Genomic DNA, 18,205 nt, shown 5'->3' with positions numbered 1-18,205 from the left:
TTTATGTTGGCTGTGCTGGCTCTATCGCGAGCAGGCTCCCACAATCGTTCTTCGGTGTATCGCAGATTGTGGATACACCTACGATCTAATGTAGGAGCGAGCTTGCTCGCGACACAACCCGATCAGGCTGCCGCAAATCGCTTATCCAGATAATCAATGATCACCTTGGACTCATACATCCAGGTGGTCTGACCGTTCTCTTCGATGCGCAGGCACGGCACTTTGATCTTGCCGCCTTGCTCCAGCAGGGTCTGGCGATCCTGCTGGTTGTTTTTCGCATCGCGCAGGGCCACCGGCACATTCAAGCGACGCAGGGTGCGGCGGGTCTTCACGCAAAACGGGCAGGCGTGGAATTGATACAGGGTCAGGCCCTTGGCAGCCTGTTCGACCTGAGTCTGAGCGGCGACCGGGCGCTGCTGCTTGCGCGGGCGGGTGATGAAGTCGATGAAGATGATGAGTTGGCCCAGGCCGACTCGAAGCGCTTTGACGAACACGGTGTAAGCCTCATGAAGGGTGAAGAGGGGGTCGCAGCTTACCTGATTTTTCCCGGACGAAAAAAAACCGGCGATAAACGCCGGTTTCCTTCAGGTACAGCGTTACTTGATCAGGCTGAGAAATTCGCTGCGGGTCGCCGCATTTTCGCGGAACTCGCCGAGCATCACCGAAGTGATCATCGATGAATTCTGTTTCTCCACACCGCGCATCATCATGCACATGTGTTTGGCTTCGATCACCACCGCAACGCCCAGGGCCCCGGTCACTTCCTGGACCGCCTCGGCGATCTGCCGGCTGAGGTTTTCCTGGATCTGCAGGCGACGGGCGTACATATCGACGATCCGCGCGACTTTCGACAGGCCCAGCACCTTGCCATTTGGGATATAGGCGACATGCGCCTTGCCGATGAACGGCAGCAGGTGGTGTTCGCACAACGAATAGAGTTCGATGTCCTTGACCAGCACCATTTCGCTGTTATCGGAGCTGAACAAGGCACCGTTGGTGACTTCTTCAAGCGTTTGTTCATAACCGCGGCAAAGGTACTGCATGGCTTTGGCGGCACGTTTTGGCGTGTCGAGCAGGCCTTCGCGGAAGGGGTCTTCGCCAAGCTGGCCGAGGATCGCGGTGTAATTCTGTTCCAGGGACATGAAACTACCTGTGGGATTTTACGCAAAGGGCAAGGGTACGGTGGCGGACACGGCGCTGCAAGTCTGGTGAGTCGGCTTTACTCGTCACGACCTTCCATCATGGTGCGTTTGAGCATCACGTACACCGCACCGGCACCGCCATGTTTAGCCTGGCACGAGGTGAATCCGAGCACCTGTGGGTGCTGGCGCAACCAGGTGTTGACGTGGCTCTTGATCATTGGCCGCTTGCCGTCCAGCCGTACAGCCTTGCCATGGGTGACGCGCACGCAGCGGATTTCGAATTTGGTTGTTTCAGCGAGGAAAGCCCAGAGGGTTTCGCGGGCTTTTTCCACGTTCATGCCATGCAGGTCGAGGCTGCCTTCAAATGCAATCTGGCCAACCTTCAGCTTGCGCATCTGGCTTTCCTGAACGCCATCACGGGCCCACATCAACTCGTCTTCCGGACCGACATCGATGACAAATTGATCTGACAGGCCGTCAACGGTGGTCGCATCGGTGCGCACGGTCGCCGCCTGGCGCAGTTTAGCGATCTGCGCGCGGTCGGCTCTGGGTTTGCCCGTCTCGGCGCGATCATGTTTGATCGGCTTGACGCCGCGGATCTCGCTTTTGAACAGGGAAAAATCGTCGTCTTGCATGTCAGCCTCCGCGAAGGGCGGCTAGTTTACCCAAGTCGAGACGGATCGGGCATGACAAAACGCTACTGCCCAACACTCAGTCATTTTTTTTCATCAGGTGCGGCGCAATATTCAGTCCGTGGGACTGGCGCCGACGGCGACGGCAGCGACGCCAGAACCAGACACCGACGTACAGCAGCAACAGGCCGACCACCAGAATCACCGCCGAACCGGCCGGGCTGGCATTCAGCTCGCCGAGCGCGGGCGGGCGACCCAGCAGGCTGGCGGCACCGGCCATTGCCAATAACACGCCAAACGTCGCCAGTACTGCCGAAAAGGCTGCGCCCAGGCGATAACGCCAGTTGCTTGGACCCTTGGGGCGCAAGCGGCGAGCGTCAAAACCATCGGATATCTTCATTCCGACCTTCCTCAATGGGTATCGGCCCTTCGACCGGGAGATGACCGGGTGGTTCCTGAGGCTAAGACAATTGCAGTGAATGGGAGGCCTTTGCAGATGAGCGGCGGATGGACCGCTCATCAAGGGTCGGTCAGATCAGGTCTTTGGTCATCGCCAGGGTCGCGAAGTTGTCCGCCATGATTGCCATTTCGGTCTGCTGCACATGTTCTGCGCTCAGGATACCGCCTTTGTACGGCAGGTCGCGGGTCGCGCACGCATCTTCCACCAGAGTACAGCGAAAGCCCAGGTTCTTGGCCGCGCGTACCGTGGTGCTGACACTCGAGTGGCTCATGAAACCGCAGACGATCAGGTCCAGCGAGCCGAGGTCCTGCAGACGTTTTTCCAACTCCGTGCCATGGAAGGCACTGGGCAGCAGCTTACCGACGATGGTCTCGTCACCTTGTGGTTCCAGGCCCGGGATGAACTCACCGCGCGCGCCCTGCGGGTCGAACATGCCACCCACCGTGCCGAGATGATGCACATGCACAATCGGCCGGCCGGCAGCGCGGGCTGCGGCGACCAGTTGCTTGATGTTTTCGACGGCAGCATCCATGCCGGTCAGGGCCAATGGGCCACTGAGATACTCTTTCTGGGCATCGATGATGACCAGGCTGGCATGGCTCAAATTGGCCGGTGCATAACCACGACCGCTGAGTTGAAACATCGTCTTTGGAACGGACATTCTGGGGCTCCTTTGGGTAGGGCTTTTGCGACATTGTCCTCTGGCTGAGCGCTTCTGTGAATCGCTACCAACGTAGACTGTGTGGTTGCTGGCCTACAGCCTTGTCAAGAGGGTGGTTCTGTTCAAGTAAAAGCTTGAAAAATGGAAAGTTCCTACAATGAATTGGTGTTTTTCATCCGTCGTCGGGAGGCGTTTTGGCTGTTAGAATCGTCAGTCGTTTTTTCAGGAGTTTTTCCCGTGATCACTTCCCGCTTGCGCACCTTGCGCGACCACATCCGTTGGGCCGTCAGCCGTTTTCATGGGGAGGATCTGTTTTTCGGCCATGGGACAGACAACGCCTGGGACGAAGCCCGTCAATTAGTGCTCGGCGCGTTGCACCTGCCTTGGGAAATTGCCGACAGCTACCTGGACTGCCGCCTGGAAGAAGACGAACTGGTCAACCTGCAACGCCTGATCACGCGCCGTATCGAAGAGCGGATCCCTACGGCTTACTTGTTGGGTGAGGCTTGGTTTTGCGGTATGTCATTCATCGTTGACGAACGAGTGCTGATCCCGCGTTCACCGATTGGCGAACTGATCGAAAAAAGATTTGCGCCGTGGTTGGGTGCCGAGCCGGCACGCATTCTTGACCTGTGCACCGGTTCCGGCTGCATTGGTATCGCTTGCGCTTATGAGTTCCAGAACGCCGAAGTGGTACTGGCCGATCTGTCGTACGAAGCGCTGGAAGTCGCCAATCAGAACATCGAGCGTCATGGTGTCGACGAGCGGGTCTACACCGTTCAGGGGGATGGCTTCGATGGTCTGCCGGGCCAACGTTTCGACCTGATCGTTTCCAATCCGCCGTATGTCGATGCCGAAGATTTTGCCGATATGCCGGACGAATACCAGCATGAGCCCGAACTGGGCCTGGCCTGTGGTGATGACGGCTTGAACCTGGTGCGACGCATGCTCAGCGAAGCGGCGGATCACCTGACCGAAAAAGGTTTGCTGATCGTTGAAGTCGGCAACAGCCAGGTGCACGTCGAAGCGCTGTACCCGGAAGTGGACTTTGCCTGGCTCGACTTCGAACGCGGCGGCCATGGTGTGTTCATGCTGTCCGCCGAACAGTGCCTCCAGCATCAGGCGTTGTTTGCTTCGCGGGTTTGAGACTGTAGCGAAACCTTTTGCGAAGAGAATGCAATACCTGTGGCGAGGGGGCTTGCCCTCGCTGGAGCGCGAAGCGGTCCTGAAATCGGTAACCGCGTTGTGTCAGGTACCACACATTTACCGGTTTACGACTGCTTCGCCCGAGCGCGGACCGGCCGGCGGGGGCAAGCCCCCTTGCCACATTTACCCCTGCTTCCCAGCCTCCAACATATCCTCCGGCCTGACCCAGGTGTCGAACTCTTCATCGGTCAGATAACCCAGATGAAGCGCTGCTTCGCGCAGGGTCAGGTTCTCGGCATAGGCTTTCTTGGCGATTTCTGCCGACTTGTCGTAGCCGATATGCGGGTTCAACGCTGTTACCAGCATCAAGCCACGCTCCAGGTGCGCGGCCATTTGCACCGGGTCGGGTTCCAGTCCGGCGATGCAATGCTGCTGGAAGTTGCTGCAGCCATCGCCCAGCAGGCGGATCGATTGCAGCAGGTTATGAATGATCACCGGTTTGAACACGTTCAGTTGCAGATGCCCCTGACTGGCGGCGAAGCCGATGGCCACGTCGTTACCCAGCACCTGGCAGGCGAGCATTGACAGCGCTTCGCACTGGGTCGGATTGACCTTGCCGGGCATGATCGAACTGCCAGGTTCGTTGGCCGGCAGTTTCACCTCTGCAAGGCCGGCTCGTGGGCCAGAGCCCAGCAAACGCAGGTCATTGGCAATCTTCATCAACGTCACGGCGAGGGTTTTCAACGCGCCGGAGAGGGTGGTCAACGGCTCATGGCCGGCCAGCGCCGCGAACTTGTTCGGTGCGGTGACAAACGGCAGACCGGAAAGGGCAGCCAGCTCGGCGGCAATCGCTTCGCCAAACCCGTGCGGCGAGTTGAGCCCGGTGCCCACGGCGGTACCGCCCTGAGCCAGTTCGCAGACCGCAGGCAGGGCGCTGCGAATGGCCCTCTCGGCGTAGTCCAGTTGCGCGATAAACGCCGAAATTTCCTGGCCAAAGGTGATCGGCGTCGCGTCCATCATGTGCGTTCGGCCGGTCTTGACCAGTTTCATGTGCCGCGCTGCCAGCTCCGCCAGCCCGCCGGACAATTCGTTGATGGCTGGCAGTAGATGGTGTTGTACTGCTTGGGCGGCGGCGATATGCATGGCGGTAGGGAAGCAGTCGTTGGAGCTCTGCGAGCGGTTCACATGATCGTTGGGATGCACTGGAACCTTGCCGCCACGCGGATTGCCGGCCAGTTCGTTGGCGCGTCCGGCGATCACTTCATTGACGTTCATGTTGCTCTGGGTGCCGCTACCGGTCTGCCAGACCACCAGCGGGAACTGCGCGTCGTGCTCGCCATCGAGCACTTCATCGGCGGCCTGTTCGATCAGCCGGGCGATGTCGGCGGGCACATCACCGTTGCGGTCGTTGACCCGCGCAGCGGCTTTCTTGATCAGTGCCAGGGCATGCAGCACCGCGATCGGCATGCGTTCGTTGCCGATGGCGAAATTGATCAGCGAGCGTTGCGTCTGAGCGCCCCAGTAAGCTTCATCCGGGACTTCCACCTGCCCCAGGCTATCGGTTTCGATACGGCTCATCGGTCACACTCCGTTTGGTCTGATTGCGCCAGTTTAGGCCCTGATCCGCCGTCAGGGTTCCATCGGTCGATTTTTCTACCGTTCGGACCTTGCGAATCAGGCCTGGTAGGGCTTGGGGTTGAGCGACAGAGTTTTTTAGGTGCAGAATGGTCGCCCTTGGGGTTTTGCCTCGCCAGTTAGAAAAGGAAACTTGATGACTCGTCTTCGTGCCATCTGTACCGCGGTTGTTCTGGTTTGCGCCAGCGGCCAGGTTCTTGCCGATACCGCCAGCCACAATGCCAGTGCCGAAGCCTTCCTGACTCTGGCCCACGCCGACAAGCTCGGTACCCCGGTGTACATGCAAGTGCAGCAAATGTTTGCCCAGCGCTTTGAACAAACCAAAGCTCCGGAGTCGAAAAAGGCTCTGCTGGAAACCTACCAGGCCAAGGCCAACGCCGCTCTGGACCAGGCCATTGGCTGGAACAAGCTCAAGCCTGACATGGTCAAGCTCTACACCAGCAACTTCAGCGAAACCGAGCTCAAGGACCTGGTAGCGTTCTACAAGTCGCCACTGGGCCGTAAAGTCCTGGAAAAAATGCCGCAGCTGACTCAGCAATCGGCTCAGATGACTCAGGCCAAGCTGGAAAGCGCGGTACCTGTAGTCAACAAATTGCTGGCTGACATGACCGCTGAACTTGATCCAAAAGGCGCAGCAGCGCCGGCCAAGAAAAAGCCTTGAGCGGAGCCGGGAATGACCATGCAACAACGTATCGAATCGGCGCTGAGCGCATTGCAGCCCGAGCATCTGCAAGTACTGGATGAAAGCCATATGCACAGTCGTGGGCTGCAAACCCACTTCAAGGCAGTGCTGGTCAGTGAGCAGTTTGCCGGGCTCAACAGCGTCAAGCGGCACCAGAAGGTTTACGCCACGCTCGGCGACTTGATGGGTGAGTTCCATGCGTTGGCACTGCACACCTACACGCCTGAAGAATGGGCGAAAATTGGTGCGGCCCCGGCATCGCCGACCTGCGCCGGCGGGAACAAGCATTAAAAGATCGCAGCCTGCGAGACCGAAAAAGATCGCAGCCTTCGGCAGCTCCTACGGGCTGCGATCTTGACGATCTAGAGCCAACTGCAGCTGTTTTTGCTAGAATCCGCGACGCGCCACTAACTGAAGTTAGCCGGCGCGTTTTTTTTGCATCCGGTTCACCCTTTACGAGGGTAGCCACCTGGAGATTACCCATGACACAAAACATTGTCGTGGCGGCACTGTATAAGTTCGTCACCCTTGAAGATTACGTTGCCCTGCGCGAGCCACTGCTGCAGGCGATGGTCGATAACGGCGTCAAAGGCACGTTGTTGATCGCTGAAGAAGGCATCAACGGCACCGTTTCCGGTAGCCGCAAAGGCATCGACGGGCTGATGGCCTGGTTGAAGAACGATCCGCGCATGGACGACATCGACCACAAAGAGTCGTACTGCGAAGATCAACCGTTCTATCGGACCAAGGTCAAGCTCAAGAAAGAAATCGTCACCCTCGGCGTTGATGGTGTCGACCCGAACAAGCAGGTCGGCACCTATGTCGATCCGCAGAACTGGAACGCGCTGATCAGCGATCCGGAAGTGTTGTTGATCGACACCCGCAATGATTATGAAGTCTCGATCGGCACCTTCGAAGGCGCCATCGACCCGAAAACCGCTAGTTTTCGCGAATTTCCGGACTACATCAAAGCCAACTTCGATCCGGCCAGACACAAGAAAGTCGCGATGTTCTGCACCGGCGGCATCCGCTGCGAGAAGGCTTCGAGCTACATGCTCAGCCAGGGCTTCGACGAGGTGTATCACCTCAAGGGCGGCATCCTGAAGTACCTCGAAGAGGTGCCGCAGGAAGAAAGCCAATGGCGCGGCGACTGCTTCGTCTTCGATAACCGGGTCACCGTGCGCCACGACCTCAGCGAAGGCGACTACGATCAGTGTCATGCCTGTCGTACACCAATCAGCGTCGAGGACCGCACCTCCGAGCACTATGTGGCTGGCATCAGTTGCCCGCATTGCTGGGATAAACTGAGCGAGAAAACCCGGCGCAGTGCCATCGACCGGCAAAAGCAGATCGAGCTGGCGAAAGCCCGCAACCAGCCGCATCCGATTGGTTTCAACTACCGCCAGTCCAACACCGAGGCCTGAACCATGTCCGCACGCCTGCTCTATGTAATAGACCCGATGTGTTCCTGGTGCTGGGGCTTTGCTCCGGTGGCCGAGGCCCTGGCAGAGCAGGCGCGAGCGGCAGGTATCGAGTTGCATCTGGTGGTGGGCGGCTTGAGGACCGGCAGCGGTGCCGCGCTGGAGCCGACTACGCGGCGCTACATCCTTGAACATTGGCAGGCGGTCACCGAGGCTACTGGTCAACCGTTCAAAACCGAGGGTGCCTTGCCCGAAGGTTTTGTCTATGACACCGAGCCGGCTTGCCGGGCACTGGTGACGGCGCGCAGCCTGGCGCCGGACTGTGCCTGGAAACTGCTCAAGCTGATTCAGCAGGCCTTTTATGTCGAAGGTCGCGACGTTACTCATGCCAGTGTGCTGGTGGAGTTGGCCGAGGCGGCAGGCTTGCCGCGTATCGAGTTCGCGGCGGCCTTCGACCGCGCCGATCAGCATGCGGCAACAGCCGCGGACTTCACCTGGGTGCAGGATCTGGGTATCGCCGGCTTCCCGACCTTGCTCGCCGAGCGCAACGGCCAATTGGCTCTGCTGACCAATGGCTATCAACCGCTCAATGAACTGTCGCCATTGCTTGGCCGCTGGCTGGAGCGTGCCGCCTGTGCATGATCAGCCCGATGGCGTGGAGCAACCCAAGCGGGTCGATCGGCTGAGCTGGGCGGAAATCCGGCGTTTGGCGTTACACCATAAAAAAGCCCTGTGGATTGCCAATGGCGTCGCGGTCCTGGCGACCTTGTGCAGTGTGCCAATTCCCTTGCTCTTGCCGTTGCTGGTGGACGAAGTGTTGCTGGGGCATGGCGACGCAGCGCTGAAGGTGATGAACCATGCGCTGCCCGATACCTGGCAAAGCGCAGCCGGCTACATCGGCCTGATGCTGTTGATCACCTTGACCCTGCGTTGTGGCGCATTGCTGTTCAACGTGCTGCAGGCGCGCTTGTTCGCCAGGCTTGCCAAAGACATCGTCTATCGGATTCGCATCAGGCTGATCGAGCGACTCAAGCGCATCTCCCTGAGTGAGTACGAAAGCCTGGGCAGCGGCACGGTAACCACCCATCTGGTCACTGACCTGGACACCGTCGATAAATTTGTCGGCGAAACCCTCAGCCGTTTTCTGGTGGCCATGCTGACGCTGGTCGGGACCGCCGGCATCCTGGTCTGGATGCACTGGCAACTGGCGCTGTTGATTCTGCTGTTCAATCCGCTGGTGATCTACGCCACGGTGCAGCTGGGCAAGCGGGTCAAATACCTGAAAAAACTCGAGAACGACAGCACATCACGGTTTACCCAGGCCCTTACCGAAACCCTCGATGCGATCCAGGAAGTCCGCGCCGGCAACCGCCAGGGTTTTTTCCTCGGAAGGCTGGGGCTGCGGGCGCAGGAAGTTCGCAATTATGCGGTGAACTCACAATGGAAGAGCGATGCCTCCAGCCGGGCCAGCGGTTTGCTGTTCCAGTTCGGGATCGATATCTTCCGCGCGGCGGCCATGCTCACCGTGCTGTTTTCTGATCTATCGATCGGCCAGATGCTGGCGGTGTTCAGCTACCTGTGGTTCATGATCGGTCCGGTCGAGCAGCTGCTCAATCTGCAATACGCCTACTACGCGGCGGGTGGGGCGCTGACCCGGATCAACGAGTTGCTGTCGCGTGCAGATGAACCGCAATACCCCGGAGGCGTCGACCCGTTCCAGGGGCGCGAGACGGTCGGCATCGAGGTTCGCGGGTTGAGCTTCGGGTATGGCGACGAACTGGTGCTGGACCAGATGGACCTGTCCATTGCTCCCGGCGAAAAAGTCGCGATAGTCGGGGCCAGCGGCGGCGGTAAAAGCACGCTGGTGCAACTGCTTCTGGGGCTGTACACGCCACAGGCAGGGAGCATCCGCTTCGGTGGTTCGACCCAGCAGGAGATCGGTCTGGAAACCGTGCGTGAAAACGTTGCAGTGGTCCTGCAGCACCCGGCGCTGTTCAACGATACGGTGCGGGCCAACTTGACCATGGGCCGCGCACGCGGCGACGAAGCCTGCTGGCAGGCACTGGAAATCGCGCAACTGGATGCCACGGTCAAAGCCTTGCCCCAAGGGCTGGACAGCATTGTCGGGCGCTCCGGGGTCCGCTTGTCGGGCGGGCAGCGTCAGCGTCTGGCCATTGCGCGAATGGTTCTGGCCGAACCCAAGGTAGTGATACTCGACGAGGCGACCTCGGCGCTGGATGCTGCGACCGAGTACAACTTGCACCAGGCGCTGGCGCGCTTTCTGAACGGTCGGACTACGCTGATCATTGCCCACCGTCTGTCTGCGGTAAAACAGGCTGATCGAGTCCTTGTGTTTGATGGCGGGCATATTGCCGAGGATGGCGACCATCAGCAATTGATTGCTGATGGTGGCCTGTATGCCAAGCTTTATGGGCATTTGCAGCAGCACTGATTTCGCGGCGTTATGCTCAATCGCTGGAAGAACTGCTGGTCGAGGGGCTGGAGGAACTACTGGTCGAGAGGCTGGAGGAGCTGTCAGAACTGTTCGAGGTGTCGTCGGCCTTGCGCTTGAGCGGATTGGAACGATTACCCCACGTGACGTTCAGGGCGCTGGCACCGCGTTCATGACCAAACTCTTTCATGACGATCGAACATGAATCGCAGGGAGGTAAAGTAGTGGTAACGGAGATAGATCGGATGTCTTTAGAGTCCGGATACTTTTTTCCGATGTAGCCGATCAGCTTGCTTTCGCTGTCTACCGACGTCGCTCGCATCAGTAAGTCTGATCTGTTTGGGTCGTTTGTGGTGTGGGGTATTGCCAGCAATTTGCCGTCACTGCTCATGTGAAGTGAGCTCGGCTCAATAGACGTTTTGGCATTGTCGATATTGAAGTAAGTGGTGCTGTTCAGTTCGACCTGAGCCTGGCCGTTATTGGACTTAAACAGCGGCAAATGTTGGGTATTGTCCCCTGCACCGGAAACACTGACATATACTTCTCTGTGGCCCTTCGCGGTCTGGACCTCTGCGAAAGCGATGTTTCTGGGGTTTTGCGTACGTTTATGCTGGGGCAGGAGGTCTTGCAAGCTTCCCATTGCCTGATCGATCTTCACGGCATCTGCCGTGGGCTTCGCGGGGGGTGTGATCGGAATTGTCCTATCGGTGAACAGTCTCTCGAATATGTCCGCGGTCGATTTCTGTATGTCTACTGGCGCTCCAGTATGAGGCTTCCAGAGAGCTGCTCCATCAGGTAATTCGGAAACGATCAGCCTTGTCTGGTGATCAAACATCAACGCTTCGCTTGAGGCGGTATCGACTGACAGCCACGCCATATTGTCGGGCGGGTTTTTCGAGGTGCCGATCGGTATCGCTATCTCCTCCATTTTTTTCATTGCGCGCTCCAGCTTGTCGACGCCATGAATACGTGCGTTGTTGTTTGCATTCAGCGAGCCGGTATATACCCGCAGAAGCTCTTCGTGCAGGGTGCCTGCGAGTGGTTGCTTATCAGTTAGCAACTTCATTGTCAGAGCCGACTGGATATTGTCCGTAGCCAACAGTTCCGCCATGTAATAGTCATGGGTGTTGATCCTGGAGAATACGTATTTTTTTGTCTTGTCTTTGGAATATACAATGATTGCACCGACATCATGTATGTCGTCGATTTTTTCAGCAGTTCCTGTGAATTGCAGGCGTCCATAAATGCCCCGCTGAAACTGCATCTTTGCTGGAATACTGGCTTTGACAATCGGAGTTTTTTGCGTAAGGCCAAGCCATTCGGGCTTGCCTGTATACGGTTTTAAACCGGCTTGCGTATGTTGATAGATCTTTCCTTCGTACGCCAGAAGTTCATAGGGTTGACCCTCTTTCGAAGTCGAAGGGTAGGTCGCACTGTCACCAAACCAGGGAGCCCATCCTTTGTCCTCTGTGAAGCTTCCAGGCGCGGGCGTGTCTGCGGGGTCGTCAGCGATCACGTATTTGGTTTTGCAGGTATCGCCAGGTGCACGACGAACGCGGCACGGTACCTGCTTTAGAGTTTCACTCGCATCAAGGCTGCTGACGCGACGCAGGCTATCGTCATCCAGTCGATAAGGTATGTCATCGATGAGCATTGTTGTCCGGCCATTGACTTCGAGTAATTCCTGGACACGAGCATTCCTCCCAATCTCGACGATGGCATGACTGTTGGTTGTTTCCAGGGCGCTATAGACAGATCGCCCCAATGATAGCTGGCCCGGTCTGGAGACCAATGAAGGGCCAAAGGGTTTGGACGATAGCGGATCGACAAGTCGGTAGCTGGTGGCATTTCGCGACCCGATGTTGCGCACAGGAACATCGTGTATCCCCTTGAATGTGGCTAACTGATCGCCGATTGCCAAGGGACTCCAGCGGCCGGGATTGTCCAGTTGCGCCAAGCCGTCGATGAAGCTGTACTTGCCTGCTCTACCTGCTGCTTTCTGAATACCTCTGTACGCTGGTCTCAGTAAAAATCTGACGCCTGCATACAGTTCTCGTAACGAACCCCGTGCGAGCCGAACTCCCAGGGTCGGCATGCCGTAGAACGGGATCGTGTTCTGTATGGAAGAAATCAACAGTTTTTGCGAAAGAGAGCCAAATTTCGGAAGTGCGGCTCTTATGCTGGATCGGACGGCTGTAGAGACCAGCTTCAGCGAGCCTGACACAAATTTCCCTAGGGGAAAGGCAAAGGAAGCCACATCGACAATCAAACCAAAAATGCCCCATGCCTTTTTCTTAGGGTCGCTTGAAAGCAGATCGCTGGTACTGCCAAAGAAAGGCAGAAACCCTTTGACCGAATCAAACCAATGTGGGAGTGCGGCGATACGCTCTATCTCGGTTTCGCTTTTGGCGGCAGCATGAAGCTGTTTTTCGTCAACGTAGAAAAAATTCCTGGCAATGAAGTTGGCAATTTCCGAGGTGCGAGAAAAAGACAGGGTTGGATGTGAGGATTGCTCGCTTTCAGTGTTGATGGAAGGGGCAGTCAGCGTTTCGCCAAACTGATCAATGATTGCGTCGCACGTGGCATTTTCTTTCGGGAAGTTGCCAACTTCATGAGCAGCCCAATCAAATGGAACCCTTTTGCCACGCCTTACCGCAATGATGTCCTGCTGTCCAAGGAACGAACCGGTGATTTGCTGGGCTTGTCTCTTCCCATTGAGCATGGCTGATGAAAAGTCCGGACGTCTTCGAATGATCCCGGCCCGTGGCAAACATTCGTAGTAAGAGGTATTGGCGTTATAGGTGATCTGCAGGATAAAGCCCATTCTAAGCCTGAGCGGCAGCGTCATTTCCGGCGTCTCGTCTTCCAGTTCTATTTCATGGGTTGATTTTCTCAAAGTATAGATCTTTACCTCGCCGTGTTCGATGGCCTGACGGTCATCGTAAGGGAGTGATATAAACTGACTTTTCAGCAGTGTTTGATAAGCGACTTTACTTTTCTCAAGATAATTTTTGAATTCTGATTCGAAAATTTCTTCTGCATCAGGCAAGGATTTTTTCTTCAGTACTCTATGGATCCAGGGTGCAGTAGTTTCTATGGTGCGATCTGCGTTGATGCTGATTCGGTACGCACTTCTGCTTTTTCCGTTATTCGTCGTTATAAACCAGTTTTTATTTTTGGTCAGTTTTCCCGACATATAGACATCACGAAAGGAGTAGATTTTGTCCCTTAGCGGGGGTGTTTGTATTAGTCCACCTCCATCAATTTCCCCGAAGTCTTCAATCAATTTTCGCCCATCGGAGATGAACAGGACGGGCCCGAAACACTCTTTCATTTCCCGTTCGGCGATAGCCGATCTTTCCGGTGGGCTGACATCCAGTTGAGTGATGGCCTTCTTCAGGGCGTCAGTGTGTTCATCGAGCGCTTTTACAGCGCTGTCATATTCTTCCGAGGAGTAATCCGAGTCGGCTCTCTCAAGAATGATGCCGTTGGTGATGGCCCATTCGAGGGTTGGGGGTATTCTACTGAACGCAATGAGTTTCAGTTCTTCGTCAGTGGCTTGAATAGACTGTTGAAGTGGGAAGTCGACCAACTGCTGGAAGGTCATCCGCTGGATCAAGCCAGGCTCAATGGCTTCGGCGAGAGTTACCCCATGGACATAGTTTACCCAGACCACAGAGCCTCTGTAGGGCAAGTCGGGTGGGATGTCGGGGACCTGAAAGTCTCTCGCAAATTCGGTTTGGAACAGGCGAGCCAGCAAGATAGCTTCAGTTTCTGATGACGCTCGATTGGAGTCGACCAGATGCTTCTCGAATTCGGCCCGAATTGTCTGGTAGCTCTTTCCCCAATTTGAACGTTGATACCAGGAGTATCCGGCAATGTCGTTCGGTTTGCCACGTTTCGATAAGATGAACCACAGACGAATGGCCTTGCTTATCAATTTGTTTCTAGCCGCCGGCGAGTCATCTTCTCCGGGTTTGGCACCGTACCAGTTCAATCCTTTGAGCAGCATGTTTCCAAGCTTCTGAGCCTCGGGCGACTTCAGGACTTTTTCGAGGCATACCGTGGGGGTTGCACGGATTTGTGCGGTGGTCATTGTGGGAAGCGTATTTCTTAGCAGGTGTCCGATAAGCGAGGTTTCTTGTGCTGGCAGGAATCGCGAAATAATGTTCCTGATATATCGATCTGTGAGTTCAGGACTCAAATCGTCCATAGTCATTGGGTCTGTAGAATCAGGACGATTTAGCGTGTCGATATCAACACCGCTTTCCAGTCCCAGCGAGTGGCAGGCGCGTTTTTCTTCAAGAATATGAGTCACTGAGGCACGCTCGTTGGGCGCCTCCAGGTCCCAGGGGGCGATACCGTAATACGTCAGCATCCGTAAAAGGTTGAGTGCGCCATCGGAACGAATTTCACCACCCATTTTGCTAGCGGCAAGGTTGATCGTAACTAACAGATCAATCCATCTTTGGTTGGCCCTGCTTTGTCCGGGAAGACCCAGTATCAGCTGTCTTTTGCCATCCGCAGTGATGACTTTATGCATGACGGCATTCCCTTCGACCGTTAACGATAGAGTATCGGGGTCGGCTTCCAACTGACGACAATGCGCTCGGTACTCAGGGTTATCGAGCAGTGGTTTCAATAGTGTTCGGCCCGGTTCGCCGAGCTGGGCCAGCGGCGAGTAAATGTGTGGAACTATAAAAACATCTACCAGTTTAGCTGATGGGGTACCAGCACTGCGTAGGTGAGAAAGTATGGAGTCATAGTCCGATAGCACCCCTTGGTGTTCCAGTGCAGGGGCGGTTGTTGTTCGATTTTGTTTATTCGATAGTTCACTCAATAACGTCGCAGGTGATTGCATATTCGTTGATCTCTCTATGTTGTTGATGTGGGTTCTGCGCCGCAAATGTCTGGTGATCGCAGGTTGCGTTGCAGTTGGGGTGATTAGTAGTAATCCAAAAAAAATCAACAGAGAGGTAAATAGATATCGAAGTCGGGATGGCGTGGTGAGGTCTGGTTTCTTGTTTCGGTCCGGTGCGGGAAAAACTGGAGTGCGTAGAGGCAGGGAGTGAGGCGATGATGTCGCAAGCAAGACTCTCCTGCCGGCAGGAGGCACTGGCGCGCTTTCTGAACGGTCGGACAACACTGATCTTCGCCGAAGACGGCGACCATCAGCAGCTGATTGCCGATGGCGCCTGTACGCCAAGCTGCATGGGCATCTGCAGCAGGTGCAGCGCCCTTGAATTTTGTTTACTTTTCTGTGCTTAGTGCTTGAACTCACAGGGGAAACGTTGCACTGGTGACACTCAAGTTCACATCTGACTAAATCTATCAACCGCTGATCAAACAGTTCGAACTGGCGAAAATTAGCCTAGTCTGTGCTGTCAGGAGCAAAACAAACTCGGGTGTTCACCTGGCCAGTGCTTATGCAAGGGACGACATGAAGCAAAAGCGGACTCTCGGAACACCACGGTTATTGGGCATCGTCTGGCCATTTATTGCCGTTGTGCTGTTTCAGGCATTGCTCGGCGGTTTCAGCCTCTACGTGCTGTCGGCGGTGCGCGGTTATGTTGCAGGTGAAAGTCTGTGGTCCAAGGGCCAGAAAGACGCTATCTACTACCTGGACCTCTATGCCGACAGTCGCGACGAAGCGATTTTCCTCAAGTACCAGAAGGCCATCGCCGTGCCGCAGGGTGGGCATGAGCTGCGTGTCGCCCTGGATCGTGAGCCTGCGGATCTTGAAGCTGCCCGTCTGGCGATCCTCAAGGGGGGCAACCATCCGGATGACGTCTCCAGCCTGATCTGGTTGTACCTGAACTTTCGGCACTCCAGTTACCTGGAAAAAGCCATCGATCGCTGGACAGTCGGTGATAGCTATCTGGTGCAGCTCGATACCGTCGCTCGCGAGATGCGCCAGGGCATCACCAGTGATCAGGCCACCGCAGGCGATGTTCAGCGCTGGAAAGCCTTGATACTGGCCATCAACGACGGGGTGACTCCTGCCGCCAGGGCTTTTAGTGATGCGTTGGGCGAAGGCTCGCGGGTCATTTTAAGGCTGCTGCTGATTACCAACCTGGCCACCGCACTGGGGCTGATCGCCCTGGCATTGTTGCGCACCCACAAGTTGTTGGCCCAACGCCATGCATTTGCCGACGCCTTGCAGCTGGAAAAAGAGCGAGCGCAAATCACTCTGCAGTCCATTGGCGATGGCGTCATCACCACCAATGTCGAGGGCGCGATCGCCTACATGAACCCGGCGGCGGAAGAATTGACCCACTGGAAAGCCGAACAGGCCAATGGCCTGCCGTTGGCGGCATTGTTCAATCTGTTGGATGAAAACGCCCAGGCTGACGGTTTTACCCTCATCGAGCGGATGCTCAGTGGTCAACTCAGTAGCGGTAGTGAGCATTCGAAACTGATTCAGCGGCTGGATGGCAGTACGGTCTCGGTCACCCTGGTAGGGGCACCGATTCGCAATGCCGGCAAGGTCAGTGGCGCAGTGCTGGTGCTGCACGACATGACTCAGGAGCGGCAGTACATTGCCAATCTTTCATGGCAGGCGACTCACGATGCGCTGACGGGGCTGGCCAATCGTCGCGAGTTCGAATATCGCCTCGAACAGGCGCTGAACAATTTGACCCGTCAGTCGGGTCGTCACTCCTTGATGTTTCTCGATCTGGATCAATTCAAGCTGGTCAATGACACCTGTGGGCATGCTGCCGGTGATGAGTTGCTACGGCATGTCTGTGCCTTGTTGCAATCGGGCCTGCGCGAAGGCGATACCCTGGCTCGCCTGGGTGGGGACGAGTTTGGCATCCTGCTGGAAAACTGCCCTCCGGAAGCCGCGGAGAAAATCGCCGAAGTGTTGCGTCAAATCGTGCAGAACCTCCACTTCGTATGGAAGGGCCGGCCTTTCGTGACCACCATCAGTATCGGGCTGGTTCACATCGCGCAAATCCCCACCACCCTGGAAGCATCGTTGCGTGCCGCCGACATGGCCTGCTACATGGCCAAGGAGAAGGGACGTAATCGGGTCCAGGTCTACCATGCCGACGATTCAGAGCTGTCCCTGCGTTTTGGTGAGATGGCCTGGGTACAGCGCCTGCATATGGCGCTCGAGGAAAACCGCTTCTGTTTGTATTCCCAGGAAATCGCTGCCCTGGGTCAGACCGAGCGTGGGGGCGGGCATATCGAAATACTGTTACGCCTGCATGACGAATCAGGGCGGATGATTCTGCCCAACAGTTTTATTCCCGCCGCCGAGCGTTACGGGTTGATGACGTCGCTGGATCGGTGGGTGGTACAGAACGTATTCAAGATCATTGCCCAATGCATTGCCGAAGGACGCGAAGGGCCAATGGCGATGTGTGCGATAAATCTGTCAGGTATAACTATCGGAGATGATGACTTCCTGGACTTCCTGCGTCAGCAGTTCATTTCCTACGCTATCCCTCCGGACATGATTTGTTTTGAAATCACAGAAACCAGTGCAATTTCGAATCTGGGGAGTGCAATAAGATTTATCAATGAACTCAAAGGGTTGGGTTGCCATTTTTCGCTGGATGACTTCTGTGCCGGTATGTCCTCATTCGCATATCTGAAACATTTGCCTGTAGACTTCTTGAAGATCGATGGAAGTTTCGTAAAGGATATGCTGGACGACCCGATTAACCGCGCCATGGTCGAAGTGATCAATCACATCGGTCATGTCATGGGTAAGCGCACCATTGCCGAGTTTGTTGAAACCCCTCAGATAGAGCAGGCCTTGCTGGAGATCGGCGTGGATTATGCTCAGGGGTACATTATCGAGCGTCCGCAATTGTTTACCGGTGATAGCCTGCAGCGTCGACCCGTGCGACCACAGCCCCTGTTGTTCAGGGTGCCCGGCACGTTCCGTTGAAATTTCTGTCGATCAGTACAATCACCATCAAAAGGAGCTCGACAGTGATCGACACATTCAACAGAACCGGCCCG

Annotated in this window: 14 protein-coding genes and 1 pseudogene; 8 read left to right on the top strand and 7 right to left on the bottom strand. The window is 56.1% G+C overall.

Annotated features, from left to right (window positions below):
- Positions 1 to 122: 122 nt before the first annotated feature.
- The 5 genes from AC3IUA_RS22080 to AC3IUA_RS22060 form a co-directional block, all read right to left on the bottom strand.
- On the bottom strand, positions 123 to 494 hold the full coding sequence (locus tag AC3IUA_RS22080; protein WP_489357020.1) for a glutathione S-transferase N-terminal domain-containing protein: 372 nt from the start codon (positions 492 to 494) through the stop codon (positions 123 to 125).
- A gap of 102 nt (positions 495 to 596) precedes the next feature.
- Positions 597 to 1,142 carry a GTP cyclohydrolase I FolE gene (folE, locus tag AC3IUA_RS22075; protein WP_489357019.1) on the bottom strand — a complete coding sequence of 182 codons (546 nt, stop codon included), beginning with the start codon at positions 1,140 to 1,142 and terminating at the stop codon, positions 597 to 599.
- 77 nt (positions 1,143 to 1,219) lie between these two features.
- A complete protein-coding gene (locus AC3IUA_RS22070) occupies positions 1,220 to 1,777 on the bottom strand; it encodes a Smr/MutS family protein (RefSeq protein ID WP_489357018.1) in 558 nt (185 codons plus the stop codon).
- A 76-nt stretch (positions 1,778 to 1,853) separates the two neighbouring features.
- Positions 1,854 to 2,174: a hypothetical protein gene (locus AC3IUA_RS22065; protein ID WP_489357017.1), complete on the bottom strand. Its 321-nt coding sequence runs from the start codon at positions 2,172 to 2,174 to the stop codon at positions 1,854 to 1,856.
- 130 nt (positions 2,175 to 2,304) lie between these two features.
- The gene (locus tag AC3IUA_RS22060) at positions 2,305 to 2,895 is read right to left on the bottom strand and encodes a cysteine hydrolase family protein (protein WP_489357016.1); all 591 of its coding nucleotides are present in this window, start codon (positions 2,893 to 2,895) and stop codon (positions 2,305 to 2,307) included.
- A gap of 237 nt (positions 2,896 to 3,132) precedes the next feature.
- Between AC3IUA_RS22060 and prmB the strand changes: the two genes are divergently transcribed.
- A complete protein-coding gene (gene prmB / locus AC3IUA_RS22055; RefSeq protein ID WP_489357015.1) occupies positions 3,133 to 4,041 on the top strand; it encodes a 50S ribosomal protein L3 N(5)-glutamine methyltransferase in 909 nt (302 codons plus the stop codon).
- Between the two features lie 183 nt (positions 4,042 to 4,224).
- On the opposite strand, the gene AC3IUA_RS22050 is transcribed toward prmB, so the two are convergent.
- The gene (locus AC3IUA_RS22050; RefSeq protein WP_489357014.1) at positions 4,225 to 5,619 is read right to left on the bottom strand and encodes a class II fumarate hydratase; all 1,395 of its coding nucleotides are present in this window, start codon (positions 5,617 to 5,619) and stop codon (positions 4,225 to 4,227) included.
- A gap of 193 nt (positions 5,620 to 5,812) precedes the next feature.
- Here AC3IUA_RS22050 and AC3IUA_RS22045 point away from each other — a divergent pair, with 193 nt between their 5' ends.
- From AC3IUA_RS22045 to AC3IUA_RS22025, 5 genes are all read left to right on the top strand, one after another.
- A complete protein-coding gene (locus tag AC3IUA_RS22045) occupies positions 5,813 to 6,337 on the top strand; it encodes a DUF2059 domain-containing protein (RefSeq protein ID WP_489357013.1) in 525 nt (174 codons plus the stop codon).
- A 12-nt stretch (positions 6,338 to 6,349) separates the two neighbouring features.
- Positions 6,350 to 6,649 (top strand): BolA family protein, encoded by a 300-nt coding sequence (locus AC3IUA_RS22040; RefSeq protein WP_489357012.1) that lies wholly within the window; start codon positions 6,350 to 6,352, stop codon positions 6,647 to 6,649.
- A 191-nt stretch (positions 6,650 to 6,840) separates the two neighbouring features.
- Positions 6,841 to 7,782 carry an oxygen-dependent tRNA uridine(34) hydroxylase TrhO gene (gene trhO / locus AC3IUA_RS22035; RefSeq protein ID WP_489357011.1) on the top strand — a complete coding sequence of 314 codons (942 nt, stop codon included), beginning with the start codon at positions 6,841 to 6,843 and terminating at the stop codon, positions 7,780 to 7,782.
- Between the two features lie 36 nt (positions 7,783 to 7,818).
- A complete protein-coding gene (locus tag AC3IUA_RS22030; RefSeq protein WP_489362431.1) occupies positions 7,819 to 8,421 on the top strand; it encodes a DsbA family protein in 603 nt (200 codons plus the stop codon).
- On the top strand, positions 8,414 to 10,231 hold the full coding sequence (locus AC3IUA_RS22025) for an ABC transporter ATP-binding protein (RefSeq protein ID WP_489357010.1): 1,818 nt from the start codon (positions 8,414 to 8,416) through the stop codon (positions 10,229 to 10,231). The genes AC3IUA_RS22030 and AC3IUA_RS22025 overlap by 8 nt, the downstream gene beginning before the upstream one ends.
- 16 nt (positions 10,232 to 10,247) lie before the next feature.
- Here the strand turns inward: AC3IUA_RS22025 and AC3IUA_RS22020 are convergent, their stop codons facing one another.
- Positions 10,248 to 14,774 carry a hypothetical protein gene (locus AC3IUA_RS22020; RefSeq protein WP_489357009.1) on the bottom strand — a complete coding sequence of 1,509 codons (4,527 nt, stop codon included), beginning with the start codon at positions 14,772 to 14,774 and terminating at the stop codon, positions 10,248 to 10,250.
- 566 nt (positions 14,775 to 15,340) lie between these two features.
- Here AC3IUA_RS22020 and AC3IUA_RS22015 point away from each other — a divergent pair.
- Positions 15,341 to 15,474: pseudogene (locus tag AC3IUA_RS22015) on the top strand (hypothetical protein); the annotation flags it as partial.
- Positions 15,475 to 15,671: 197 nt separating this feature from the next.
- On the top strand, positions 15,672 to 18,131 hold the full coding sequence (locus AC3IUA_RS22010; RefSeq protein WP_489357008.1) for an EAL domain-containing protein: 2,460 nt from the start codon (positions 15,672 to 15,674) through the stop codon (positions 18,129 to 18,131).
- Positions 18,132 to 18,205: the final 74 nt, after the last annotated feature.

Source organism: Pseudomonas sp. KH_050 (assembly GCF_057838875.1).
This window is presented reverse-complemented; position numbering and strand designations above follow the sequence as displayed.

Bases quoted from the DNA above. Each gene is read 5' to 3' on its own strand.
- AC3IUA_RS22065 (WP_489357017.1), bottom strand. From the start codon at position 2,174: ATGAAGATATCCGATGGTTTTGACGCTCGCCGCTTGCGCCCCAAGGGT.
- AC3IUA_RS22030 (WP_489362431.1), top strand. From the start codon at position 7,819: ATGTGTTCCTGGTGCTGGGGCTTTGCTCCGGTGGCCGAGGCCCTGGCA.
- AC3IUA_RS22040 (WP_489357012.1), top strand. From the start codon at position 6,350: ATGACCATGCAACAACGTATCGAATCGGCGCTGAGCGCATTGCAGCCC.
- AC3IUA_RS22045 (WP_489357013.1), top strand. From the start codon at position 5,813: ATGACTCGTCTTCGTGCCATCTGTACCGCGGTTGTTCTGGTTTGCGCC.
- AC3IUA_RS22060 (WP_489357016.1), bottom strand. From the start codon at position 2,895: ATGTCCGTTCCAAAGACGATGTTTCAACTCAGCGGTCGTGGTTATGCA.
- AC3IUA_RS22050 (WP_489357014.1), bottom strand. From the start codon at position 5,619: ATGAGCCGTATCGAAACCGATAGCCTGGGGCAGGTGGAAGTCCCGGAT.
- folE (WP_489357019.1), bottom strand. From the start codon at position 1,142: ATGTCCCTGGAACAGAATTACACCGCGATCCTCGGCCAGCTTGGCGAA.
- trhO (WP_489357011.1), top strand. From the start codon at position 6,841: ATGACACAAAACATTGTCGTGGCGGCACTGTATAAGTTCGTCACCCTT.
- AC3IUA_RS22010 (WP_489357008.1), top strand. From the start codon at position 15,672: ATGAAGCAAAAGCGGACTCTCGGAACACCACGGTTATTGGGCATCGTC.
- AC3IUA_RS22070 (WP_489357018.1), bottom strand. From the start codon at position 1,777: ATGCAAGACGACGATTTTTCCCTGTTCAAAAGCGAGATCCGCGGCGTC.
- AC3IUA_RS22020 (WP_489357009.1), bottom strand. From the start codon at position 14,774: ATGCATAAAGTCATCACTGCGGATGGCAAAAGACAGCTGATACTGGGT.